The sequence below is a fragment of the Alkalihalobacillus deserti genome, from assembly GCF_020734105.1.
Classification (GTDB): Bacteria; Bacillota; Bacilli; order Bacillales; family Bacillaceae_D; genus Halalkalibacter; species Halalkalibacter deserti.
The window spans coordinates 186,066-209,819 of record NZ_JAJAFR010000003.1 but is presented as its reverse complement, the minus strand read 5'-3'; the positions used below and the strand labels follow the sequence as shown (position 1 = coordinate 209,819).

Sequence of the window (23,754 nt, the reverse complement as noted above, 5' to 3'; positions counted from 1 at the left end):
TTTGATGAAAGACGATTTTCTCAAAACAAATTATTGTTCTACTGTTTTTAATTGAAGCATTTCTTCTAGTGCGGAAAACAATTCTTGATTTTGTTCATCAGTTCCTATTGTGATACGTGCACAAGTAGGAAAGCCAAGTGCTTCTCCTGAGCGAATAATGAACCCTTTTTTCAACATATAATCAAATACCTCATCACCAGCACAATTAAAATCAATTAAGATGAAATTTGTCTGTGATGGGTAAAATTTTAAATTGTGTTTTTGGCAGAACCCTTCAAATTGCTTTAATGACTTCGTATTCTTATCAACACAATTGGTGATAAATTCATTATCGTCTAGTGCTGCAACAGCTGCAACATGGGCAAAAGTAGAGTTGTTAAATGGCGGCCTAACCGGATCAATCGTTGAAATAAGTTTCGGATTGGCTACTCCATAGCCAATTCTAAGAGCTGCTAAACCATAGGCTTTAGAGAAAGTCCGCAGAACCATTAAATTATCAAACTTTTCTAGCAGAGGCAATGTTTCAGGATAATCATTAGCCGTTACATATTCATAGTAAGCTTCATCTGAAACAACAAGAACATGAGCAGGAACTCGCTCTAAAAAGCTAATAAATGCTTTTTCACCAACATATGTACCAGAAGGATTATTTGGATTACACACCCAAACAATCCGTGTGTTCTCGTCAATAGCTTCTAGCATTGCCTCTAAATCATGTACACCATCAACACAAGGTACTTCACGTAATTCAGCCCCTTCAATGGCCGCATTTAACTTATACTGAGAAAATGTTGGGTCAGCTGTAACCGTATTTGTATTTGATGAAAGGAATGCACGACATAAAAATTGTATCACTTCATCGGAACCATTTCCAAACACAAGTTGATTTTCCGTAACTCCTAGTTTAGCTGCAACCTTTTCACGAATAGAAGCTGCGTACCCATCTGGATAAATAGCTGTCTGCGTGACAATTTCTCGAATCGCTTCAACCGCCTTTGGTGATGAACCATATGGGTTCTCATTAGAAGCTAGTTTAGTGACTTTAGAAAGACCTAACTCTTTTTTCACTTCTTCAATCGGCTTACCTGGTTTATAAGAAGGCAAACCGTTTAATTGTGGTTTTGCTTGCATGCATAGCACCTCATCTTATCAGAAATATCCTACATTAATATGTTACGATGAAATTAGTGATGAGACAAACTTTTTTATTTCTTGGAGAGCTTGAGCACGTGTTTCCTTGTTTGTAAGCTCCTTTTCTCGTGCCGCTATTTCTGTAACAAGTGCACTTCCTACGACCACACCATCAGCATGATCCCTCATCGCCTTGACTTGCTCGGCTGAAGAAATACCAAAACCAACTGCTGTAGGGATATGACTGGCTTCACGAACGGTTTTAAGGAAGTCATAAACCCTTGGATCCAACTCATTCCGAGCTCCTGTTACTCCTAGAGAAGAAACACAATATAAAAAGCCTTTCGCCCGCTCAGCAATCTTAATCATCCTTTGTTTAGAAGTTGGTGCAACTAGTGAGATCAAGGAGAGATTATTTTCATCGCAAAGGTTCGATAAGTAATCACTTTCTTCATATGGCAAGTCAGGAACAAGCAACCCATCAATTCCTAACTCAGTCGCTAAATTCGCAAACCGTTCTTCTCCAAATTGTAATAATGGATTAAAGTAAGTAAAAATAATAACAGGTATGGTTAATCCACGTTCTCTCATCACTGGTACAAGATTTAAAGCTCTTTCTAGCGACATCCCGCCCTGAAGCGCCCGTTTTGACGCTGCCTGAATCGTTGGTCCATCTGCAAGAGGATCGGAATACGGAATTCCTAATTCTAAAATAGATGCCCCTGCTTCTTGTAGACATAGTGCAAGATCAATAGTTACGTCAGCAGTTGGATCCCCTGCCGTAATAAAAGGAATGAATAAAGGTGCATCAGACTGCGTAGCCATCTCCATACGTTTATTCGCCATTTTCTTCACCTCGAAAGTGTTTCATTAATGTATGAACATCTTTATCTCCTCTACCAGATAAACAAACGAGTATCGTATCGTCTGGTGTCAATTCTTTTGCTCGTTCAAGAGCTTTTGCTAGAGCATGAGCTGATTCTATCGCCGGAATAATCCCTTCTTTTTCAGACAAGAGTTTTAATGCATCTAAAGCTTGTTGATCCGTAACGGCTTCGTATGTAACTCGTCCGTTACTAGCTAAAAATGCGTGTTCCGGGCCAATACCTGGGTAATCCAAGCCTGCAGAAATCGAATAAGGCTCCGTAATTTGACCAGCCTCATCTTGTAATAAATAGGTTAATGAGCCATGAATAACTCCTTTACGTCCATTAGTAATCGTTGCAGCATGTTTGTCCGTATGAACTCCAAGTCCAGCAGCTTCAACACCAATTAACTTAACATCATCTTCTAGAAAAGGGTAAAACATGCCAATAGCATTGCTCCCGCCCCCAACACAAGCAATAATTTCACTTGGAAGACTTCCCTCACGTTCCAAAAATTGCTTTTTTGATTCGTCTCCAATGATACGTTGGAAATCACGTACCATTTTTGGATAAGGGTGTGGACCAACAACAGAACCAATTAAATAAAACGTATCCTCGGCGTTTGCAACCCAGTAGCGAATCGCTTCATTCGTGGCGTCTTTTAGAGTTTTACTACCTGATATCGCAGGAATCACTTCCGCCCCTAGCAACTGCATTCGAAACACATTAAGCGCTTGACGCTCCATGTCTTCTTCGCCCATGAATACTTTACATTCAAGTCCAAATCTAGCTGCAATTGTTGCAGAAGCAACACCGTGCTGCCCCGCACCTGTTTCAGCAACGATTTTTGTTTTCCCCATTTTCTTTGCAAGGAGCGCTTGTCCCATCGCGTTATTAAGCTTATGTGCACCCGTATGAAGTAAATCTTCACGTTTTAAATAAATCTTGGCTCCACCTAGAGTATCGGTTAAATTTCCAGCAAAAGATAAAGCGGTTGGTCTACCAGCATATTCTCTTAGATTGTCTAAATAGTCACGTTTAAATGATTCATCTTCCATCGCTTCATCTAAAGCGACTTCTAGTTCCTCGATTACACTCATTAAAGTCTCGGGGACATACTTCCCACCGAATTCTCCAAAACGTCCATGCTTATCCGGATGTATAGCTGTCATATTCGATTCATCCTTTCCTCAAGCTGCCTTATTAGCTTATTACACTTCTTTCCATTTTCCTCAATTCCACTTGAAACATCAATTCCGTCAGGTTGATAGCTAAGAACGCGATCAATATTATCAGGTCTAATGCCTCCCGCTATAAAAACAGGAACTTCCTGCTTCCTACCCTCATTTAAATAAGCAGGAATATAAGCCCAATCAAAAGAAACACCGGTTCCTCCCCACTGATTCCCAACTTTACAATCAACAATATAGCCATCGACAAGCCCTTGATAAGTCTTCATTTCTTGCAATGCTTCATTATTGTGGTGAATGGCCTTCCAAACTGGTAAGCTAGTAACCTTTTTAATTTCTGCTATTTGTTTAACCGTTTCATTTCCATGACACTGAATAATATCAATGGGCAAATCTGCAATAGCAGCTTTTATAAACTCTGGTGTCTCATTTACAAATAAGGCAACAAAATTTTTTTCTTTTTTTTCTTGATTTATTAACCACATTTTTAGTTGTTCACGCGTCACTTGTCTTTTGCTCTCGGCGAACACAAACCCAACATAATCTGTCGTACTCATTAATGCTAAGACTGTATCATCAGCGGAATGATTCCCACATAACTTAAGAAGAGGTTGCAATGGTTTCTCCTCCAAATAAAGTAGAAATTCCAACTTCAGGGGAATCAGCACGCATAAGTGATTCCCCTACAAGTACTCCAGCAGCGCCGACTTTTCCAACACGATCAAGATCTTGTTTAAGGTGTATTCCACTTTCACTTACAAATAAACTTCCACCTGGAATCAGCTCAGACATTTCCTCCGTTTGCGATAATGAAGTTTCAAATGTTTTAAGATTACGATTGTTTACACCTATTATTTTGGGGCTGAACGTTTTTAAAAGCTCTTCTAACTCATCTTTAGCATGAACTTCAACTAAGCATTCAAGTCCAAGGCTGTAAGCATAATCATAAAGCTCCTTTATTTGCAGAATCGGTACGGTTCCTACGATGAGCAGCATAGCATCCGCACCCATTCTTACTGTTTCATCGACTTGCTTTTTATCTATAATAAAGTCTTTCCTCATAACTGGAAGAGCAACTGTCTTTTTAATAGCGGTTAAGAAATCTCTATGTCCTTGAAAGAACTGAACATCTGTTAACACTGAAATCGCATCTGCACCGCCAACTTCATAACCCTTTGCTATCTTTATTGGATCAAACTGCTCTTTAATCACCCCTTTAGAAGGTGAAGCTTTTTTCACTTCAGCAATTAACCCTATCGAACGCTTCGGTGTTTGTAATGCTTCGTAAAGAGAATAATGAGGCACATCTACTTGCTCTGGTAACATCAAAGCTGCAATTTCCTCTTTTTTGATTTCAAGTATTTTCTTAAGCATGTTGCTGTTCCCCCTGCAATGTATGATAATGACGATTTACTATTCCAGATTGGATAGCCTCATCTACCAACGCAATGCCTTCCTGAATCGAAGCCACCCGTTTTGCCGCATAAAGAGCAGCTGCAGCATTAAGTGTAACAATTCCTGTAGCCGATTCGTTCGCTTCGCCTTTTAAAACGGCTTTGATTAATTGCGCACTTTCAGCTGGTGTATTTACTTGAATCTCCTCAAGCAATCCTCGTTTTAATCCGACATCTTCAGGAGAAATGGTGTAAGTCGTTTGTTCCTTCCCGTTCACCTCTATTACCTTTGATTCACTTGTGATCGACAGTTCATCAAGACCTTCTCCACCTGTTACCAACAACGTTCTTGTCGTCCCTAAACGCGATAATGTTTCGGCCATTTTTAGAGCAAATTGATGATCATAAACACCAATTAATTGATGCTGTGCATTAGCTGGATTCGCTAATGGCCCAAGTACATTGAATATCGTTCGAAATCCAATTTCTTTTCTCGGTGTAACAGCATGCTTCATCGATTGATGGTAAAGAGGTGCAAATAAGAAACATAGATTCGAATCAATTAAAGACTGTCTAGCTTCTTCCGTCGTATGTTGAATAGGGATTTGCAGCTCTTCTAATACATCAGCACTCCCACTTTTAGAAGAAACAGCTCTATTTCCATGCTTAGCCACAGGGACACCCATTCCTGAAAGAACAATGGCACAAGCTGTAGAGACATTAAATGTACTTAGGCCATCTCCACCTGTTCCACATGTATCTACTACGGATAGGTTTTCTGTTGGGATTCGGAGCGAGTGAGCTCGCATAGAGCGAGCAAATCCTGTCATCTCTTCGATGGTTTCTCCTCGAAACCGCATTATTGTAAGTAAGCTCGCAATCTGACTCGGTGTCGCTTGACCGTTCATAATTTCGTCCATGACCTGCTCTGCTTCTTGTTCTGACATGGTGTTCCCTTCCATACACGATCTAAGAATAGACTTAAACATAATGCGTGACCTCCTTATCACCAAACATTTTCTCGGCTAATTGTGCCGCACGAATCAGTGCTTTAGCTTTATTTTGAGTTTCTTCATATTCCTTCTCTGGAACGGAATCTGCTACAATTCCTGCACCAGCTTGAATGTACGCTTTCCCCTCTTGAATAACCATTGTTCGAATTGCTATACATGAATCAATATTTCCGTCATAGCCTAGATAACCGATCGCTCCAGCATAGACCCCTCTTTTAGTTGGTTCAAGCTCTTGCAAAATTTGCATCGCTCGAATCTTAGGCGCTCCTGACACAGTACCTGCTGGAAATGAAGCCATAAGTGCTTCTAAAGGCTTTGTTCCTTGACGGAGCCTGCCTGTCACTTTAGAAATAATGTGCATAACATGTGAGAATCTACCAACTTCTAATAAGGTAGGTGTTTCAACAGAACCATATTCAGCTATTCGGCCAACATCATTGCGAGCCAAGTCAACAAGCATATAATGTTCAGCTCTTTCTTTTTCGTCTGCAAGTAGCTCTTCTTCTAAGTCGAGGTCTTCTTTTTCGTCCTTACCTCGTTTTCTCGTACCGGCAATCGGGTGAATTTCCACGTGTCCATCTTGAACCTGTACGAGTCTCTCAGGTGAACTTCCAACTATCTCCATTTGTTCAAACTTCAAATAGAATAAATACGGAGAAGGATTCACCATCCGCAATACGCGGTACACATCAAGAGCTGAAGCTGAAATGTCCATTTCAAATCGCTGTGAAAGAACCGTTTGAAATACATCGCCTGCTCTGATGTATTCTTTAATTTTTTCAACATCTTTTAGGAATGCTTCTTTCTCGTAATTAGATGTCACACGTTCAAAGGGGACATCTTCATCTGTTTTAGGAACATTTTTTAACATTAGGCCAGTACTCGGTTTTTCTAATATCGAGGAAATGCGTTTTATTTCCGTCCTAGCACCATGATACGTATGCACTAACGATTCTTCCTCATTTGGTCTTACATGAACTAAAATCGATAGCTCCTTGCTAATATGATCATAGGCAATCAATGTTTGACAAAATAGAAAATGATAATGAGGTAAACGCTCTTCGACTTCTGTTACAAGCGCTGGTTCGATCGTTTCAATCGCGTCATAACCCATGTATCCTACTGCCCCACCACGAAACGGGATAGGAATATCAACCGGTTGAACATTTAAAAAAGTCATGGTTTCATCAAAAGCTTGTTGAAACGTTTTTGCTTCGATCACCAGTTCACGATTATTGGAATATGTGCGGTACACTAAATTTTCTTCAATTAATTCAAACATTGGATTTAAACCTATAAATGTGTATCTAGACCATGGGGATTGTTCATCCTTACTTTCAAGCAAGAACGAAACTTGATCTTGCAATTGATGAACAATTTGAACTGGCGTTAACCCATCAGCAAAAAAGCGTTGATAAACCGGAATGGTTTGATAGGTTTCAGCTGTTTTTTCAAATTCTAAAAATGTTGGGGTTATCATTTACAATCACTCCTTATTTGGGAATGAACAAAATGAGTGGGAGGGGGATGTACTTTTATACTTATAGTAAGATAAAACCTCCTAAACATATCTGTTTAGGAGGTGAATAGATAGACTTATCCCTCAACTAAACTCAGCTCTCCTCAACTCAATCTCATTCTCAACTCATCTCAATATTCTTACTTTTCTAACTAAGGCTCGAAGGAATTCTTTTTCCTTCATCTCATCTGCCCTCAGTCTACCTTTTTATTAATCGTTCGTCAAGGTTAAATCCGGTCTGAGTTTGATCGCATCTCGTAAGTATGCATGAGCAATTTGATCTTGTTTTATCTCAGTATTAACAGTAAGTAAGACACGTATACACAGGGGCAATCCACCAGAAACTGGTATTTCCTGTGCGCAAACAACGGGAACAAATGACCAACCCGGAAATTCTCTTAATACCTTGGCTGGAAAAGCAGCTGTAATATCTTCAGTTACCGTAAAGAGAACTTGTGCAACCGTATTTGGATCAATCTGATTTTGATCAATTAGTACTTGTATAAGTTCAGAAGATGCTTCTGTAATGTCTTTTTCAGTATTTGCTTCAATTGTAATTGCTCCGCGAATCCCTCTAACCAATCTTTTCAACCTCCATTCTTTCAACTAGTAATGTTTCAACTAGTGCGGGAGGAATATCGATCACTGTTGCTTCTTCTACTTTCTTCAAAAGAACCATCCTAATCGCCCCTGCCTCCGCTTTCTTATCTTGACGCATTTTTGCAAGAAGATGAGCTGGTTTACAACTTGATGGGATTTTTGTTTGAAACCCTATCTGATTTAGCCAACTCTCATATTTATTAACACTTAGATCGATCTGATACATTTCTTCACTAACTCTTAATGCGAAAATCATGCCGATTACGACCGCTTCTCCATGCGTCAGAACTCCATAACCAAGTTCAGATTCTAGAGCATGACCAAGTGTATGACCAAAGTTTAAAAAGGCACGATCTCCAGTCTCTCTCTCATCAGCCTTTACAATCTTTGCTTTTACCGTGATTGACTTTTCTAACATTGTATTTAATTGTTCGACAGGCAGCTGATCTATCCTCTTCAGTTCTTGTAACCATTTTAAAAAAGATTGATCGTGAATAAATCCATGTTTAATCACTTCAGCGAATCCAGAACGCCATTCCCTTACAGGCAATGAGTACAATGCTTCGGTGTCGTAAAAAACAGCTTCAGGCTGATGGAAGCTTCCAACCATATTTTTACCAAGAGGGTGATTAATAGCTACTTTTCCTCCAACACTACTATCATGCGCTAATAATGTTGTCGGAACCTGAACAAAACGAATCCCTCTCATATACGTTGCTGCAACAAATCCAGCAAGATCTCCAACAACTCCTCCACCTAAAGCAACAATTAGAGATTTTCTATCTAAAGAGCTTGTAAGTGCCTTAGTAAGCACTTGTTCATAGACAGCAATTGATTTGGACGCTTCACCACTTTTAATCACTTCAGTATAAACAGGAAGCTGATTGTGAAAAGTCGCTACAATATCCTTTAAATAAAGAGGAGCGACATGAGAATCCGTGATGACAAGAACCGAAGAAACTGGTTCTGTCAGCACACTTCTTATTTTTTCACCAATCAGATGGCGAATACCAGGCTCTATGTAAACAAGGTAGTCCTTCGATTTGGCTTCAATCTGAACTTGCTTCATTAAAAAGACCTCGCGTCATCCTGATGACGTTTCACATTTGCTTGAATCGTGCTCATTTGATCTTGACCAAACGTTTCTAAAAGCGCATTTGCCACTTCCCATGCTACAACAGCCTCAGCAACAACAGCGGCAGCAGGAACTGCACAACTATCAGAACGTTCAATACTCGCTTCAAACGGTTCTTTTGTTTCAATGTCAACACTTTGGAGTGGCTTATAAAGGGTTGGAATAGGTTTCATCACTCCACGAACAACAATCGGCATCCCCGTTGTCATTCCACCTTCGAAACCTCCTAAACGATTCGTTTTACGCGTATAGCCTTTTTCTTCGTCCCAAAGGATTTCATCATGAACCTGACTACCTGGTAAACGCGCAGCTTCAAATCCAATACCAATCTCGACACCTTTAAAGGCATTGATACTCATCACAGCAGCTGCTAATTTGGCATCGAGCTTCCTGTCATAATGGACATGACTCCCTAGTCCAATCGGTACATTCTCAATCACAACTTCGACAACGCCACCAATTGAATCTCCATCTTGCTTAGCTACATCGATCGCTTCAATCATTTTTGCACTTGCTTCTTCATCTAAACAACGAACTTGCGATGCTTCAGAACGCACTTGTAATTCTTCTACTGACTCATAAGAAACATTTTCTGCTCTTACACCGCCAATTTCAAGCACGTGTCCGCCAACCTTTATTCCAAATTGAGCAAGAATTTTTTTTGCAACTCCACCAGCCGCTACCCGTACCGTTGTTTCACGAGCTGATGAACGTTCAAGCACATTTCTCATATCACGATGACCATACTTGATCGCACCATTTAAATCAGCATGACCTGGACGTGGTCGTGTCAATTTGCGTTTTACTTCCTTTTCTTCGTCTTCGCCAATTGGTTCAGCTCCCATAACTTTTGTCCAATGAGTCCAGTCCTTATTTTCGACAACAAGAGCAATTGGTGCACCTGTTGTTTTCCCGTGACGCACGCCACTTAAAATTTGGACTTGATCTTTCTCAATTTGCATTCTTCTTCCACGTCCATAACCACCTTGACGACGTGCTAAATCGACATTAATATCTTCAGCAACCAACTCAAGTTGCGCAGGAACACCCTCTATAATCGTTGTTAATTGTGGTCCATGTGACTCTCCAGCTGTTAAATATCTCATCTCTCTACTCCTCCATTACAACTCATTCTCTTTACCGCTTTTATGCGTTAAATTATAACATGATTTTAAAACATTGTCTCGAAAAAGTTAGATAATTTAGTTATTAATTAAACATTGTAACAAATTCGGACAGTATAGTCTAAGAAAAAAGTTGAACCTTATCGTCTCTGATTCTAGAGTTACCAACCTTTCTTTAAAATAATTAGATTTTTTTATAGAAAAAAGTATCTTCAGTATTGAGTTGATATGTAGATGGATTAAAAATTTGTTCTGTACTACCAACAAACAATACACCGCCAGGACGTAAGGCGCGGCTGAACTTATGATACAATTCATGCTTTGCTTCTTCTGTAAAATAAATCATGACATTTCGACAAATGATTAAATCATATTGTTCTTCAAACCGGTCCGTTAATAAATTTTGCTGTATTTGGGCTTCCTTGTATAAAGATAAATCAATTGCCGTTTTCTTTTTTATACCTTCGATAAATTGTTGATAATCTTGACTCATATTGCTTACCCCTCAACATATCATAATAAGCTAATGATACGATGAAATAAACATAAATACCATCACAAATAAAGCTCGTCCAAAAAAATGGACGAGCTTACAAATGATAAACGCTTTCATTAAACCCACTTATTGACTGATTTCTCATAGTCACTTAGTTCTTCTTCTTTAAAGAAAATCGAGATTTCACGTTCTGCACTTTCAGGAGAATCCGAACCGTGAATTACATTCATTGCAACTTGAACACCTAAATCCCCACGGATTGTTCCTGGTGCAGCCTCTGCTGGGTTAGTTGTGCCCATCATCGTACGAGCTGTAGAAATAACATTTTCACCTTCCCATACCATAGCAAATACTGGTCCAGAAGTGATAAAACTAACAAGCTCACCGAAGAAAGGACGTTCTTTATGTTCTCCATAATGAGTTTCGGCTGTTTCTTTTGAAAGAGTTGTTAATTTAGCAGCCACTAATGTAAACCCTTTCTGTTCAAAACGTGAAACGATCTCTCCAACTAAATTACGCTGTACACCATCTGGCTTAATCATTAAATATGTACGTTCCATTTTCTCTATCTCTCCAATCAAATCATGTAATTAAAACCTTTATTAGTATAGCAAACAATCAAAGGAGTAACAACAACTCCTGAGGCTTTTTTCTTTGAAAACACAATCATTCCCAAAAAAGAGAAAAGAGAACTCATACAATCCCCTAAATTTTCCTAGTATTAGGGTCTCCTGAGGTCTCTTTTTATTAGAATTTACGTTTCCCTATATAAGCAGCAATTTCTCGTAAATACGTCTTTTCTTCAATATCAGGTAGCTTTTCTAAAGCTTCGTAAGCCTTTTTCAAGTATTGATCACTTATTGAGAGTGAATACTCAATTCCACCAGACTGATTAATCAATGTTAGAAGCTCCGTTAAATCAACATTTTCCGGAAATTTTGTCTCAAGAACCTCTTCAATCATTTTTTTAATCTGTGAATCATGGTGCATGGCATACAAGGCTGGTAATGTCACGTTACCTTGACGTAGATCTCCTCCTGCTGGCTTACCTAGTTGTTCTGCGGTACCAACGAAGTCAAGCACATCATCTGTAATCTGAAATGACATTCCGACATTATAACCAAATTGATACAAATTTCTTCGAGTTTTATAATCCGCATTAGCAGCTAACGCTCCTAGTTCACAACTAACCGCAATCAGTAAAGCTGTCTTTCGTTTAATTCTCCGTAAGTAAATCCTGAAATTTTGTCCCAAATTATATTGGTCTCTAATTTGCTCAATTTCTCCTAAACACATCTCAAGCATCGCATTCGATAAAATTTGATGAATTTGTGGATTATCAAAAAACGTGGTCGTCTCAATTGCTTTCCCAAAAATAAAATCTCCGGTATACATAGCGATCCGGTTATTCCATTGAGATTTTATCGTTTTTTTACCACGACGTAGCTCAGCATCATCAATAACATCATCATGTACGAGAGATCCCATATGAATTAATTCCAGTGGCACAGCAATACGCTTAAGTGCACTAATATCATACTGCCCAAATTTAGCAGCTAACAAAACTAATACAGGACGAATTCTTTTTCCTCCCGCTTTAAGTAATTGTATAGATGCCTCTTGTACTATGTCATTATCTGATCGAACTGATGCTTCAAGTTCTTTCTCAATAATTGTAATATCAGATTGAAATTGCATATAAATTTCTGCTAGTTTCATGTCGTCCACCTTATTTAATCAAGGCGATATCTCATCGCCGTTACTACGATCGTTGTATTTATTAGATCATTGATCCCCTATATTTGCAAGTTCTTATTTAACCACTCTGGCCGGATCCCAAATATTTAACGTTTTAACTTGATTCGAGAGATATCCCATTTGGTAAAGAAGTTCAAAATAGTAAGATAATCCTTTTTGTTCTTGTTCTCCAAAGTCATTGCAAAGGTTGTGAAAGTACTTGACCCAAAATGCCTTTTCTCCACCATGTGTTTTTAAAATGTCGTCAATCATTAACTGATATTGATTGGTTTCACTCATTCTTTTACTTTCAAGAAAAGAACGATAAACAGCTCCTAGTAAACTTGTATGTTCACTTAAAGTTTCGTTCCGAACAGCAAAGACAGCAAATGTCATTGGTAATCCTGTATGCTCGAACCACAAATCCCCTAAATCATAACAATGGTATGACCCGCCAACCTCACGTTTAGCTACTATGGCATCATCTCCAATAAGTAAACAGGCATCATGCTCAACTAGCATCGTCTTTAAATGAGGTCTCATCGTTGTATATGACAACTTCAATGAATAGAAATGCTCTAATATAATTTTTAAAAGGTGCACAGAAGATGCTGAACTACTTGTTAAAGCAATATTTGCTTCACCTAACTGTTGTAGAGGTTTCTTAGAAAATAAGAAAATAGAGCCAACCGGACCATACGAAGTAACCGATAAATTAGGCATCAACGTAAAACGATCCGCATTATCTGCATACGCAAATGATGAAATGCCACCAACGTCAATTTCCCCAGCTGACATTGCTTGATTTAACTGAGCAGGAACTTGCGGTACAAAAGAACAATTTTGCTCTTTTAACTTTTCACGGTCCAGATAATAGAAGAACGGTAAAATATTTGTATAAGAGATTTCTCCAATGATCACGCTCACTGCCCACCCCCCCATCTTGCAAACAATTTATGGTCAACTCCAAGACTGTCTAAAGCTTTCCCCACCAAAAAGTTTATAAGATCATCCATAGATTGTGGTTGATGATAAAAACCTGGCATCGCGGGCAATATTTTTGCTCCAACCTTTGAAACACGAAGCATATTTTCTAAATGAAGCTGATTTAATGGTGTTTCTCTAGGAACAAGAATTAACTTACGCTCTTCTTTGAGCATGACATCAGCCGTTCGCTCTATTAAATTACCTGATGCTCCAGTGGCAATTCCTGAAAGGGTTCCCATTGAACAAGGAATAATAATCATCCCATCATTTTGATAAGAGCCACTCGCAATCGGGGCACCATAATCATAAAGGTGATGAGTATAAAGCATCCCTTCATGTTGACCAAATAAATCTTCAATAACAGTGTCACGATCCGTTGTATCTAACAATAATTCTTCTTTAAATACACGCCAAGCAGCCTCAGTTAGAATAAGATGGACTTTATATGATTGCCTTAAAAGCTCTTGTACAAGACGCACTCCATAAATGGCACCACTCGCACCCGTTATTCCTACTATGTATACCCCTTTAGATTTTTCACTCATATAAGTATATCTCCAATCGCAAAAATGAACATCACAAGGCTGAGTATGCCATTCATCGTAAAGAAAGCCACATCCAATTTAGATAAATCATATTCCGAAACAAGTGAATGCTCATAAACCATAATCGCACCTGCAATCATCACACCAATAAAATAGATCCATCCAAGCGGTGTGATGAAAAACAAACTAACAAACGATAAAAAGCTGATTACATGCAGAAAACGAGCAATCTTCAATGCTCGTCCAATTCCAAACCTACTCGGAATTGAATACAAGTTATTTTCTCGATCATAATCAGCGTCTTGAGTCGCATAAATCACATCAAAGCCTGCTGTCCATAAAGCAACAGCAAGAAACAGCAGAAACGCTTCCCATGTTAATGTTCCTGTTACACCAACCCACCCCCCAAGTGGAGCAATGGCAATGGTTACACCTAAGATAAGATGACAAGCCCATGTAAACCGTTTTGTATAAGAATAAATAACAAGAAAAAAGACCGCCAGCGGTAGCAAATAAACGGCTAACATATTCAGTTGAAAAGCTGCATAAAAAAGAAGGGCAAATGAAACAATGATAAACAAAAGAACTTCCAACTTCGATACTAAACCGGCTGGAATCGCTCTAGTTGCTGTTCGAGGGTTGTGTTTATCAATTTGTTCATCGATCACTCGATTTAATGACATAGCTGCACTTCTTGCCCCGACCATCGCTAGAGTAATCCAAACCCACTGGGAGATGGAAGGGAACTGTCCATTAATAATAAAAGCTCCTAAGATGGCGCCAAAATAAGCAAACGGCAAGGCAAATACCGTATGTTCAAATTTAATCATTTCTAAGATGATTTTTATTTTCCTAATCACGTTATCTGCCCCAATTCTATTTCCTTTTTACCAATGTGCATGGCAGCTACCCCACCTGAGTAACTTTTTACTTCAACATTACTTAATCCTGCTTCTCTGAACATGCTAGCTAACTTTTCTCGATTTGGAAAAGACATAGTTGATTCCTGCAACCAAGAATATTCGTCATAACTCTTTGCAAAGAACTTTCCAAATATCGGCATAATTTGACTGAAGTAAAAAAAGTAAAGCTGTTTAAAAACGGGAATCGTCGGCTGGGATGTTTCTAAGCATACGACACTACCCCCTGGTTTCGTAACCCGATACATTTCTCGCAATACTTGCTTATAATTAGGTACGTTCCTTAAGCCAAAACCAATCGTAACAAAGTCAAAACTATTATCGTCATATGGAAGCTCCATTGCATTTCCATGCGTTAAATGAATTTGAGTCAAGTTTTGTTCTTTTACTTTTTTTTGACCCACCTTTAACATATTTTTGCTGAAATCTAAACCCTCTACCCTACCCTCTTTACCCACTGCTTCGGCAAGAGCTATCGTCCAATCAGCCGTACCACAGCATACATCAAGTGCATGGTTTCCAATTTGTACATTCATTTTTTTCATTGTGTCTTTACGCCATGCTTTGTGACGCTGAAAACTAATAACGGAATTCATAACATCATATTTTTTATAAATAGATTCAAAAACTTGATGAACTCGCTCTTCTTTCGATTGTGTCATCTTGCTCACCCTTCTTCTGATACGATCTCGTGTAACGACGTACGACCGATCAATTCATCAACATGTTCTATAACAAATTTCTCAAACGAATTCAATGCTTTACTATTTAAGAGCAACCGATCTTTTACGTCCTCTACCCTCTTATCAATGCACTGCAATTCATTTCCAGTTCCATTAAATTCTCTAATAATGGCTTGGATAATCGGTGTTGTTCTCCCTTCAATCCACTCTACTTTTTCTTCTAAAAGACGTTTTAAATAAAAGAAATCTTTTATCACATTTTTCCAATCTGTTTGTTCAAAGTAATCAGCCATGTTTTGCATCAAAACCGATTCAATTTGAGAAGCGTTTAACTGTATTTCTTCATAAGAAAGTTCACTAGAATCACAAAGATTCAATTTGTACTCGTTAATTTCTTGTATGGATTGACTAAATACTCTGATCATTGGTATTTGTTGCTTTTCTGCCAATAAATAGTAATGAAGACTGACATAATAATCACCAGCCAAAACAGTCAGTTGCCTATTTTTACGCAATCGATCCGAATTAATAGGATCAAGGGAGACCTCATCGTGAACATCAAGACCAGCTTGAAGTAATAACGCTGAAATCGTAAACATTTTAGCCTCTTTAGTTGAAAGCCTTTTTTGCATCATTGCATACAAAAAACGAACCTTATCATCATCTAAATCCGGTTCTTGAACATATGACTGTAAATATAGATGCTTGGTTAAGCTATAGAAGCTTTTTTTGATTTCTTTTACTTTGTCATCAAACTGACTCATACTCACCATTAAAAATCCCCCAAATTCCGTCCATCGTTGTTGTAATCACTTTTATATCGCAACTATTATACCATAGGTTTTTACCTACGAGAAAATGAAACTAGATTAACTGTCTTTTATTCTAATCTTATTCTTCTGTATCCATCGTGCCATGACTTGTTTGTATAATCGCTTTACCTCTAATTTTTACAGCTGATGTATGTTCTGTAAACTGCGCGATCATGACCTCGCCTTTATCCAGTTTTTCAGAATGATGAAAGCGAGTATCGGAACCACGGGTAAGCCCAATTACATTTACACCGTTTTCCTTTGCTTTAATAACAAAAAATTCATTTTGATTGCTCATCTCAACTCTCCTATTCAATAGTTCTCCACAGATAATTCCACTTTGTTCATTTTAACATGAAAAAGACTTTTTCGCTTCCGTTCAGAAAATTTCCTAATCAAATCCCCATTACACGTTAAAATCTTAGCATAAACATTGCTTATAAGGCAAAAAGAACCCCCTAACCGAAGGGGATTCTTAAAACGTTACATGAAGATTATAAGTCTATAGGATTAAAGGATAATCGCAATAAGCCCACCAGAACCTTCATTTATAATTCTTTCTAGTGTTTCTTTCAACTTGTAACGAGCATTTTCTGGCATTAGAGATAGCTTAGCTGAAATTCCTTCGCGAACAATCGAATTAAGCGAGCGACCGAAAATATCGGAATTCCAGATAGAAAGTGGATTCTCTTCAAAGTCTTGCATTAGATAACGAACAAGTTCTTCACTTTGTTTCTCTGTACCAATAATTGGAGCAAATTCAGACTCAACATCTACTTTAATCATATGAATAGATGGTGCTACAGCCTTCAACCTAACACCAAAACGTGATCCTTGGCGAATAATTTCTGGTTCATCTAAGCTCATATCAGACAAAGCTGGAGCTGCAATTCCGTAACCCGTTTGCTTTACCATTTTAAGCGCGTCAGCCACTTGATCATACTCTTCCTTCGCGTGAGCAAAGTCTTGCATTAATTGAAGAAGATGGTCTTTTCCTCTAATTTCCACCCCAACTACTTCTTTTAACACTTGGTCGTATAAGTCATCTGGAGCGTAAAGGTCAATTTCAGCAATCCCCTGACCCATTTCAATACCAGCTAGCCTGGCGTCATCAATAAATTCATATTCTGTAAATTGTCCAACAACACGATCGACATCACGAAGGCGTTTTATATCCTTAACTGTTTCGCGAACAGATTCTTCATAACTTTGACGTAACCAGTGATCTTCTCTAAGTACCATGACCCAGCTTGGGAGATTCACATTTACTTCATGAACTGGGAATTCATATAACACTTCGCGAAGAACATTATTAATATCTTGATCTGTCATACTCTCGATACTCATGGATAAACAAGGAATGTCATAATCCTCGGCTAACTGTGCACGTAATGCCTCTGTATCAGGATGATGAGGACGGACACTGTTAACCACCATAATAAATGGTTTACCCACTTCCTTTAATTCCTCAACAACACGAGCTTCTGATTCTAAGTAATCATGACGTGGAATTTCTCCAATTGATCCGTCTGTTGTAACAACAACACCTAAAGTAGAATGTTCCTGAATGACCTTCCGTGTTCCAATTTCAGCTGCTTCTTGAAATGGAATTGGTTCCTCATACCAAGGTGTATTAATCATTCGAGGGCCGTGTTCATCCTCGTATCCTTTAGCTCCTGGAACCGCATACCCAACGCAATCAACTAAACGGATATTTACATCAAGCCCCTCATCGACATGTATAGAAATCGCCTGATTCGGAACAAATTTCGGTTCCGTTGTCATAATTGTCCTTCCAGCTGCACTTTGTGGCAACTCGTCCTGAGCGCGAGCTTTTTCAGATTCATTAGCAATATTCGGGAGAACGACTAGCTCCATAAATTTTTTGATGAATGTCGACTTCCCTGTACGAACTGCACCTACTACCCCAAGATAAATATCGCCGCCTGTGCGTTCAGCAATATCTTTAAAAATATCAATCTTTTCCACGTGATCCCCTCCCGATCGAGTAAAAATTTGAGATTCAACTTCTTCCGGTAAACCTTTGACACTATCATATCTATGATGTTGTCCAAAGTTTATGACAACTGTTCTTGAAAGAAAGTAAGATCTCGTTTTTGGGCTACCGAGAAGGGGAGTTAAAAAATGCCCCTTCCTCTGATATGTATATCAACAAGGTAGGGGCATTAGACCATAAACATCAAAGAATTCTATTATTTTTTTCTTAAATCCATTGAATAAGTTGGTTCTCCATTTTCATCAACCACATATGGAACACTTCGAACGGGTACAAATGGCGCATGTTCGAACAAGAGCGGTCGAATATCTTCGCCTTCTTTAAATTGATGCTCATGTTGCTGGAGCATCATATTTAAATCGATTCGGTAATCAATAATGATTTCTCCATCATTTGTTAATAATAAGGGGAGCCATGTATCATGATAAGGACTCCTAACATGAGGAGCTTCCTTGTAATTTAGAGCTTCATGATCAAGCTGAAAAAGACCAACATCAAGCATTTCCTTAATTGGTGCAAAACGATGTTGCCCCATATATTCATTCAATCGCTGCTGTAGTTGTCTAATTTCCCCTTGAGAGGTCAAATCAATCACCTTCACTTCAGGAGAATCTTCAACGTTTACAAGCACATATTGAAAAACGCCTCCATTTTCAAATGCGGTACCCGGAGGTTGTTGTAAATACTTTGGTAAGAGTTGATTGAAGTCTACTACATAACGCTGATACAATGGCGTACTTTCATCAAAAGTCCGAATAGGTAAAACACCAGTATCTGATTGAAAACGTTCAATGGCGTGTTGAACAGACTCCAATTGATCAGGATAAGCTATTCGATTCTCTGCCCTTTGATCATCTGGATACATACATCCACTTAGTAAAAAGAAAATCAAAGCTATACTAATTAAAACAAGACGGTTCATACGGTTACTCTCAACTCCTTACTTATTATTACATTGTAGCTGTCGGCCCACCTAAAACAATAAGAAAGACAATGATTCCAGAAACAAGTAGACACATAAATGAAAAGGCTAATACCATCTTTTGTACCCACCCTTTAAGTTTTTCTCGGCTAAAGATAGCAGCCCCTGCTGAAACAAACATTAATATAAGAGCAAATAATGAGATCCACATATTTAACATCGCTTGTGACACGATTATCATCCTCCATTTAACTTTTTCCATGACACATTATAGCACAGCTTGTCCAAAAAGTCGGTGTCAGGTTCTAGTCAATTTAGTTATATCCAGTCCCACTCTTTTAATGGTTTACAATTACTCTTTATTCGGATGCTCTTTAGTCTTAAAGAAGCGACCTTAAAAACTCAAAAAAAAAGAATAGAGAAGTGGGGGCACACTTCTCTATTCTTGACGAAACCCTTCGTCTAACACAGCCCTATTGTAATGTTCGTTCTTTACAAGTATATGCATAAACCACGTAAGTGTTTGTGGTTTTAGCCTACACAGCGTTATTTTTTATTGAACATTTTGGCAAGTGAAGCAAAGTCCATTGGCATGTTGTTTTTCGTGATCGCCTCAACAATCTGATCTTCTTTTTCTTTTGAAACAGGTTTATTGGCAAGTTTAGCTACTTGTGCAATTAGTTGCCTGACAGCAGCTTCATCTTGAAGGTTTGTATTACTAACTGAACTAGCTAACTTGAGTAATTCATCAGGTTTTACATTGGCCTTCTTTTGAATTTGATCCATGAAAGATGAGTCATTATTTTGAACCATTGATGTGCCCTCCCTCATTCTAATATCACGATATCATATGCGTGAGAAGAAAGACGGTGCACCGTAATTCAAAATTCGTTAAAACTGAACTTATTTATATTCAATAAAATTCGTAGATACCTGCTCGACCTCATGTTTTTTGACACGCCCCATTAATTGTTCTGTTGCTTGCTTCGGAGACAGGCCTTCAAACAACACCGCATATAGAGAACTAGTAATCGGCATATCCACATTCATTTTAATCGCTAATTCATGAGCGGCTTTCGTCGTCCGTATTCCCTCTACAACCATTCCCATAGAAGCTAAAACGTCATCCAAGGATTTACCTTCACCTATCATCCTACCAGCTCTATAGTTACGTGAATGGATACTTGTACAAGTAACAATCAAATCACCTAATCCAGAGAGACCAGCAAACGTTAACGGGTTTGCTCCAAGCTTGATACCCATCCTAGTTATTTCTGCTAGGCCACGAGTCATTATGGCAGCTTTGGTATTATCACCTAGTCCGAGTCCATTCGTTAATCCACAAACTAACGCAATGCTATTTTTTAAAGCTCCTCCAATTTCGACACCAACTAAATCGGAATTCGTATATACCCGAAAATGTTTATTTATAAACAAGTCCTGCGCAAGCTCAGAAGCCTCATAACTTTCTGAAGAAACCGTTACCGTCGTAGGTTGACGAAGGCTTACTTCCTCTGCATGACTAGGACCGGAAAGAACAACAACATCTATAAGCAACTGAGAAGAAGAAAATTCCTCTACAATCATTTCAGAGACTCGTTTGTGTGTCCCCGGCTCAATTCCTTTACTTGCGTGAATAATCGTAATCGGTTGAGATAGAACCTTAGTCATTTGTTGTACCGTTTCTCTAATTGCCTTAGTTGGTACAACCAAAACTACGATTTCAACGGCATCCAAAGCTTTCGATAAATCTGTAAAACCGATGATTCGTTCTGATAGCATTATATTCGGTAGGTACTTGGAATTTGTGTGATATTGGTTAATTTCATCTACTTGCTCTGACCTTCTCGCCCATAAATGGACATTGTGATGGTTATCTGCTAAAACTATGGATAAAGCTGTTCCCCAGCTTCCTGCTCCAATAACAGCAATGTTTTTCAATTAGATCACTCCTTACGCTCCACCTGTGACTTTTTTCCTAATTTACTCTCCGTTCCAGTTAACAAGCGACTAATATTTCCTCTATGCCGCCACAGAGAAAGTAACGCAACGACTCCAGCTAAATAAAGATAGACAACTGGATAGTCATAATAGTTATAAAGAAAAAAGGAAAATACAGGTGTTAGTACAGCGAACAATAAGGAACCAAGTGACACATATTTTGTGGCAACAATACTAAAAATAGCGACAATTCCTGCCCACAAAGCAGGGAAAAACAAAAGAGAAGCTAAAACACCAATGGTGGTTGCCACTCCTTTACCCCCACGAAAACCATAATACACCGGCCAATTATGACCAAAGATTGCTGCTAATCCTGCCAAAGCTGGAAATAATCCAGAATCATCTGGCGCAACCCAAGCAGCTACAATAACAGCTACAATGCCTTTTAAAACATCCAAAGCTAAAACAGAAATAGCTGGTCCAATTCCTAACACTCTTAATGTATTAGTCGCTCCTGCATTTCCACTACCATGTTGCCGAATATCAACCTTTTTAATTTTCTTAGCAATAATGTAGCTAAAACTTAATGAACCTAAAAGGTAACCAAATAAAACAGTAAAAATGAGTGCAATGATCATAAAACTTCCCCCATTTCACTTCTCCCCTAAACGTTTTTCTTTCTAGCAAAAATTTTAATTGGGGTTCCCTCGAATTCAAATGTGGCACGTAATCGATTTTCTAAAAAGCGCTCATACGAAAAGTGCATTAACTCTGGCTCATTTACAAAGAACACAAATGTCGGGGGTTCTACAGCTACTTGAGTGACATAATTAATTTTTAACCGTTTTCCTTTATCCGTAGGTGTTGGGTTCATTGCAACAGCATCCATGATCATATCATTTAAAACATTCGTAGCGACACGGAGATGATGATTTTCTGAAACCTTTTTCACCATTGGCAATACATGTTGTAAACGTTGCTTTGTTTTCGCGGAGACAAACAAGATCGGAGCATACGTTAAAAATAATAATTCTTCTCTTAATTTCGTCTCGAAATTCTTCATCGTTTTATCATCTTTTTCAACTGCATCCCATTTATTGACTACGATGATGACAGCACGACCAGCTTCATGAGCATATCCCGCAATTTTCTTATCCTGCTCAATTAATCCTTCTTCAATGTTTATCACAACTAGAACCACATTTGAACGTTCTATAGCCTTGAGAGACCTGAGAACACTATACTTCTCTGTCGCTTCATATACTTTTCCACGCTTTCTCATTCCAGCTGTATCAATAAGAACGTAATCCTGATCGTCTCTTGAAAACGGTGTATCAATTGCATCTCGAGTTGTGCCAGGAATGTCACTAACGATGACACGCTCTTCTCCAAGCATCGCATTAACTAGTGACGATTTCCCCACATTTGGTCTTCCGATCAATGCTATACGAATCGTGTCTTCATCATACGGATCTTCTTCTTCGTCAGGAAAATGTTTAATCACTTGATCAAGTAAATCACCAAGGCCTAATCCATGAGAACCAGAAATTGGATATGGCGTGTCCATGCCTAAAGAATAAAATTCATATAGTTCTTCCTGCATCTCCGGATTATCAATTTTATTAACACCTAGAACAACTGGTTTGTCTGAGCGAAATAAAATTTTAGCAACTTCCTGATCAGCACTCGTAATCCCTTCACGACCATTAACAATAAATACAATCACATCAGCTTCTTTAATAGCCAATTCTGCTTGTGCACGCATTTGAATGAGTAACGGCTCATCACCTAATTGAATACCACCCGTGTCAATTAAATTGAATTCACGGTTCAACCATTCACCTTTACTATAAATACGATCACGTGTTACCCCTGGCATATCTTCGACAATGGCAACTCGTTCTCCTACTATGCGGTTGAAAATTGTTGACTTCCCTACATTAGGACGTCCGACTATTGCTACAACAGGCTTTGTCATCACGTCACAACCTTTCTTTTTCATATGTAAAATCATCCATTTTTCAATGTAACTTAATTATCTTACTTGATTTCTTGGCACTTGTCGATGTTTTCTCAGAACAACTTGGTTTCTTAGTTAAGAACTATGTTTCAATACCCTTTGTTTTGGATCAGCAATAAGAAGGTTTGCTATCCAACTAGAAATTTGTTGGATCATCCAAACAACTGAAAACAATAAACTTACAATGGCAACGATATCAAAAAAATAAAGGTCGCCAATTGCTTGTTCTATTCTCATATGGCGACTGAGTACCATGCTTGATAACAGTTCTCCTTGAACAAGACCTAAAAACGCAACGTATAGCCGCTCTTTAAAAGTGTGAAAAAGGAAAAAAGCGATAATAGTAGTTAGACAAGATGCCATCCATCTACTATCTGCGTATTCAATAACAGGATCAAAAATGAGAAGCATTTGAAAACCACCATGCGCTGCTGCAATCGTTATTGATACAATAAACATGTGTGCAAGACGTGCAATTTTATAAGTCTTCATATACCAACACAAATAAATAAAGAATAAAATAAAGGCCAGATGAATATGGACTTGTCCGATTTGAAAGGAGATGGGAAGGACAATTAACAAGGCAAGAATAAGAATCGCGCTTGAAACTCTCTCTTTCGTCTTAGACCAAAAAAAACTAATGATTGCCCATAGTCCCCAACCAAACCAATATACAAAAACACCTTCCATTTCATATCACCT

General features: G+C 38.5%; 26 protein-coding genes and 1 pseudogene. All 27 read right to left on the bottom strand.

What is annotated here, in order from left to right; translation table 11 throughout:
• Positions 1–30: 30 nt before the first annotated feature.
• A complete protein-coding gene (hisC, locus tag LDX58_RS07450; RefSeq protein WP_227936199.1) occupies positions 31–1,131 on the bottom strand; it encodes a histidinol-phosphate transaminase in 1,101 nt (366 codons plus the stop codon).
• Between the two features lie 42 nt (positions 1,132–1,173).
• Positions 1,174–1,977: a tryptophan synthase subunit alpha gene (gene trpA, locus LDX58_RS07445; protein WP_227936198.1), complete on the bottom strand. Its 804-nt coding sequence runs from the start codon at positions 1,975–1,977 to the stop codon at positions 1,174–1,176.
• Entirely contained in the window at positions 1,967–3,169 is a 1,203-nt protein-coding gene (trpB, locus tag LDX58_RS07440; protein WP_227936197.1) for a tryptophan synthase subunit beta, read from the bottom strand. The genes trpA and trpB overlap by 11 nt, the downstream gene beginning before the upstream one ends.
• Positions 3,166–3,804 (bottom strand): phosphoribosylanthranilate isomerase, encoded by a 639-nt coding sequence (locus LDX58_RS07435; protein WP_227936196.1) that lies wholly within the window; start codon positions 3,802–3,804, stop codon positions 3,166–3,168. The genes trpB and LDX58_RS07435 overlap by 4 nt, the downstream gene beginning before the upstream one ends.
• Positions 3,788–4,561: an indole-3-glycerol phosphate synthase TrpC gene (gene trpC, locus LDX58_RS07430; RefSeq protein ID WP_227936195.1), complete on the bottom strand. Its 774-nt coding sequence runs from the start codon at positions 4,559–4,561 to the stop codon at positions 3,788–3,790. Before trpC ends, LDX58_RS07435 begins: the two co-directional genes overlap by 17 nt.
• Complete coding sequence (trpD, locus tag LDX58_RS07425; protein ID WP_227936194.1) at positions 4,554–5,570, bottom strand: anthranilate phosphoribosyltransferase; 1,017 nt, start codon at positions 5,568–5,570, stop codon at positions 4,554–4,556. The genes trpC and trpD overlap by 8 nt, the downstream gene beginning before the upstream one ends.
• A complete protein-coding gene (gene trpE, locus LDX58_RS07420; protein WP_227936193.1) occupies positions 5,563–7,074 on the bottom strand; it encodes an anthranilate synthase component I in 1,512 nt (503 codons plus the stop codon). Before trpE ends, trpD begins: the two co-directional genes overlap by 8 nt.
• Before the next feature lie 249 nt (positions 7,075–7,323).
• Positions 7,324–7,695 (bottom strand): chorismate mutase, encoded by a 372-nt coding sequence (gene aroH / locus LDX58_RS07415; protein WP_227936192.1) that lies wholly within the window; start codon positions 7,693–7,695, stop codon positions 7,324–7,326.
• Complete coding sequence (gene aroB, locus LDX58_RS07410; RefSeq protein WP_227936191.1) at positions 7,688–8,782, bottom strand: 3-dehydroquinate synthase; 1,095 nt, start codon at positions 8,780–8,782, stop codon at positions 7,688–7,690. Before aroB ends, aroH begins: the two co-directional genes overlap by 8 nt.
• Positions 8,782–9,954, bottom strand: a complete 1,173-nt coding sequence (aroC, locus tag LDX58_RS07405; RefSeq protein ID WP_227936190.1) for a chorismate synthase — start codon at positions 9,952–9,954, stop codon at positions 8,782–8,784. The genes aroB and aroC overlap by 1 nt, the downstream gene beginning before the upstream one ends.
• A gap of 202 nt (positions 9,955–10,156) precedes the next feature.
• Positions 10,157–10,447, bottom strand: a pseudogene (locus LDX58_RS07400) (CheR family methyltransferase); the annotation flags it as partial.
• A 137-nt stretch (positions 10,448–10,584) separates the two neighbouring features.
• Positions 10,585–11,028, bottom strand: coding sequence for a nucleoside-diphosphate kinase (ndk, locus tag LDX58_RS07395; protein ID WP_227936189.1), 444 nt, complete (start codon positions 11,026–11,028; stop codon positions 10,585–10,587).
• A 187-nt stretch (positions 11,029–11,215) separates the two neighbouring features.
• Positions 11,216–12,187, bottom strand: a complete 972-nt coding sequence (gene hepT / locus LDX58_RS07390; RefSeq protein ID WP_227936188.1) for a heptaprenyl diphosphate synthase component II — start codon at positions 12,185–12,187, stop codon at positions 11,216–11,218.
• Between the two features lie 93 nt (positions 12,188–12,280).
• Positions 12,281–13,132, bottom strand: a complete 852-nt coding sequence (locus LDX58_RS07385) for a menaquinone biosynthetic enzyme MqnA/MqnD family protein (protein ID WP_227936187.1) — start codon at positions 13,130–13,132, stop codon at positions 12,281–12,283.
• Complete coding sequence (locus LDX58_RS07380; protein WP_227936186.1) at positions 13,129–13,737, bottom strand: UbiX family flavin prenyltransferase; 609 nt, start codon at positions 13,735–13,737, stop codon at positions 13,129–13,131. Before LDX58_RS07380 ends, LDX58_RS07385 begins: the two co-directional genes overlap by 4 nt.
• Positions 13,734–14,597: a UbiA-like polyprenyltransferase gene (locus LDX58_RS07375; RefSeq protein ID WP_227936185.1), complete on the bottom strand. Its 864-nt coding sequence runs from the start codon at positions 14,595–14,597 to the stop codon at positions 13,734–13,736. The genes LDX58_RS07380 and LDX58_RS07375 overlap by 4 nt, the downstream gene beginning before the upstream one ends.
• The gene (gene menG / locus LDX58_RS07370; RefSeq protein ID WP_227936184.1) at positions 14,594–15,319 is read right to left on the bottom strand and encodes a demethylmenaquinone methyltransferase; all 726 of its coding nucleotides are present in this window, start codon (positions 15,317–15,319) and stop codon (positions 14,594–14,596) included. Before menG ends, LDX58_RS07375 begins: the two co-directional genes overlap by 4 nt.
• 5 nt (positions 15,320–15,324) lie before the next feature.
• Positions 15,325–16,113, bottom strand: coding sequence for a heptaprenyl diphosphate synthase component 1 (locus LDX58_RS07365; protein WP_227936183.1), 789 nt, complete (start codon positions 16,111–16,113; stop codon positions 15,325–15,327).
• Positions 16,114–16,231: 118 nt separating this feature from the next.
• Complete coding sequence (gene mtrB / locus LDX58_RS07360) at positions 16,232–16,450, bottom strand: trp RNA-binding attenuation protein MtrB (protein ID WP_227936182.1); 219 nt, start codon at positions 16,448–16,450, stop codon at positions 16,232–16,234.
• A gap of 212 nt (positions 16,451–16,662) precedes the next feature.
• Positions 16,663–18,141: a stage IV sporulation protein A gene (gene spoIVA, locus LDX58_RS07355; RefSeq protein WP_227936181.1), complete on the bottom strand. Its 1,479-nt coding sequence runs from the start codon at positions 18,139–18,141 to the stop codon at positions 16,663–16,665.
• Positions 18,142–18,365: 224 nt separating this feature from the next.
• On the bottom strand, positions 18,366–19,091 hold the full coding sequence (locus LDX58_RS07350) for a YphF family lipoprotein (protein ID WP_227936180.1): 726 nt from the start codon (positions 19,089–19,091) through the stop codon (positions 18,366–18,368).
• 28 nt (positions 19,092–19,119) lie between these two features.
• Entirely contained in the window at positions 19,120–19,332 is a 213-nt protein-coding gene (locus LDX58_RS07345; protein WP_265416597.1) for a DUF2768 domain-containing protein, read from the bottom strand.
• Positions 19,333–19,637: 305 nt separating this feature from the next.
• Positions 19,638–19,904 carry a stage VI sporulation protein F gene (locus tag LDX58_RS07340; protein WP_227936178.1) on the bottom strand — a complete coding sequence of 89 codons (267 nt, stop codon included), beginning with the start codon at positions 19,902–19,904 and terminating at the stop codon, positions 19,638–19,640.
• A gap of 90 nt (positions 19,905–19,994) precedes the next feature.
• Positions 19,995–21,032, bottom strand: coding sequence for an NAD(P)H-dependent glycerol-3-phosphate dehydrogenase (locus LDX58_RS07335; protein WP_227936177.1), 1,038 nt, complete (start codon positions 21,030–21,032; stop codon positions 19,995–19,997).
• Positions 21,033–21,037: 5 nt separating this feature from the next.
• Positions 21,038–21,670 carry a glycerol-3-phosphate 1-O-acyltransferase PlsY gene (plsY, locus tag LDX58_RS07330; protein WP_227936176.1) on the bottom strand — a complete coding sequence of 211 codons (633 nt, stop codon included), beginning with the start codon at positions 21,668–21,670 and terminating at the stop codon, positions 21,038–21,040.
• A gap of 26 nt (positions 21,671–21,696) precedes the next feature.
• A complete protein-coding gene (der, locus tag LDX58_RS07325; RefSeq protein WP_227936470.1) occupies positions 21,697–23,010 on the bottom strand; it encodes a ribosome biogenesis GTPase Der in 1,314 nt (437 codons plus the stop codon).
• A gap of 117 nt (positions 23,011–23,127) precedes the next feature.
• Positions 23,128–23,742 (bottom strand): YphA family membrane protein, encoded by a 615-nt coding sequence (locus tag LDX58_RS07320; protein ID WP_227936175.1) that lies wholly within the window; start codon positions 23,740–23,742, stop codon positions 23,128–23,130.
• Between the last annotated feature and the right edge of the window lie 12 nt (positions 23,743–23,754).

Coding starts and splice junctions, on each gene's coding strand:
- hisC (WP_227936199.1), bottom strand. CDS start 1,131: ATGCAAGCAAAACCACAATTAAACGGTTTGCCTTCTTATAAACCAGGT.
- trpA (WP_227936198.1), bottom strand. CDS start 1,977: ATGGCGAATAAACGTATGGAGATGGCTACGCAGTCTGATGCACCTTTA.
- trpB (WP_227936197.1), bottom strand. CDS start 3,169: ATGACAGCTATACATCCGGATAAGCATGGACGTTTTGGAGAATTCGGT.
- trpC (WP_227936195.1), bottom strand. CDS start 4,561: ATGCTTAAGAAAATACTTGAAATCAAAAAAGAGGAAATTGCAGCTTTG.
- trpD (WP_227936194.1), bottom strand. CDS start 5,570: ATGTTTAAGTCTATTCTTAGATCGTGTATGGAAGGGAACACCATGTCA.
- trpE (WP_227936193.1), bottom strand. CDS start 7,074: ATGATAACCCCAACATTTTTAGAATTTGAAAAAACAGCTGAAACCTAT.
- aroB (WP_227936191.1), bottom strand. CDS start 8,782: ATGAAGCAAGTTCAGATTGAAGCCAAATCGAAGGACTACCTTGTTTAC.
- aroC (WP_227936190.1), bottom strand. CDS start 9,954: ATGAGATATTTAACAGCTGGAGAGTCACATGGACCACAATTAACAACG.
- ndk (WP_227936189.1), bottom strand. CDS start 11,028: ATGGAACGTACATATTTAATGATTAAGCCAGATGGTGTACAGCGTAAT.
- hepT (WP_227936188.1), bottom strand. CDS start 12,187: ATGAAACTAGCAGAAATTTATATGCAATTTCAATCTGATATTACAATT.
- LDX58_RS07380 (WP_227936186.1), bottom strand. CDS start 13,737: ATGAGTGAAAAATCTAAAGGGGTATACATAGTAGGAATAACGGGTGCG.
- menG (WP_227936184.1), bottom strand. CDS start 15,319: ATGACACAATCGAAAGAAGAGCGAGTTCATCAAGTTTTTGAATCTATT.
- LDX58_RS07365 (WP_227936183.1), bottom strand. CDS start 16,113: ATGGTGAGTATGAGTCAGTTTGATGACAAAGTAAAAGAAATCAAAAAA.
- mtrB (WP_227936182.1), bottom strand. CDS start 16,450: ATGAGCAATCAAAATGAATTTTTTGTTATTAAAGCAAAGGAAAACGGT.
- LDX58_RS07350 (WP_227936180.1), bottom strand. CDS start 19,091: ATGAACCGTCTTGTTTTAATTAGTATAGCTTTGATTTTCTTTTTACTA.
- LDX58_RS07345 (WP_265416597.1), bottom strand. CDS start 19,332: ATGATAATCGTGTCACAAGCGATGTTAAATATGTGGATCTCATTATTT.
- LDX58_RS07340 (WP_227936178.1), bottom strand. CDS start 19,904: ATGGTTCAAAATAATGACTCATCTTTCATGGATCAAATTCAAAAGAAG.
- plsY (WP_227936176.1), bottom strand. CDS start 21,670: ATGATCATTGCACTCATTTTTACTGTTTTATTTGGTTACCTTTTAGGT.
- der (WP_227936470.1), bottom strand. CDS start 23,010: ATGACAAAGCCTGTTGTAGCAATAGTCGGACGTCCTAATGTAGGGAAG.
- LDX58_RS07320 (WP_227936175.1), bottom strand. CDS start 23,742: ATGGAAGGTGTTTTTGTATATTGGTTTGGTTGGGGACTATGGGCAATC.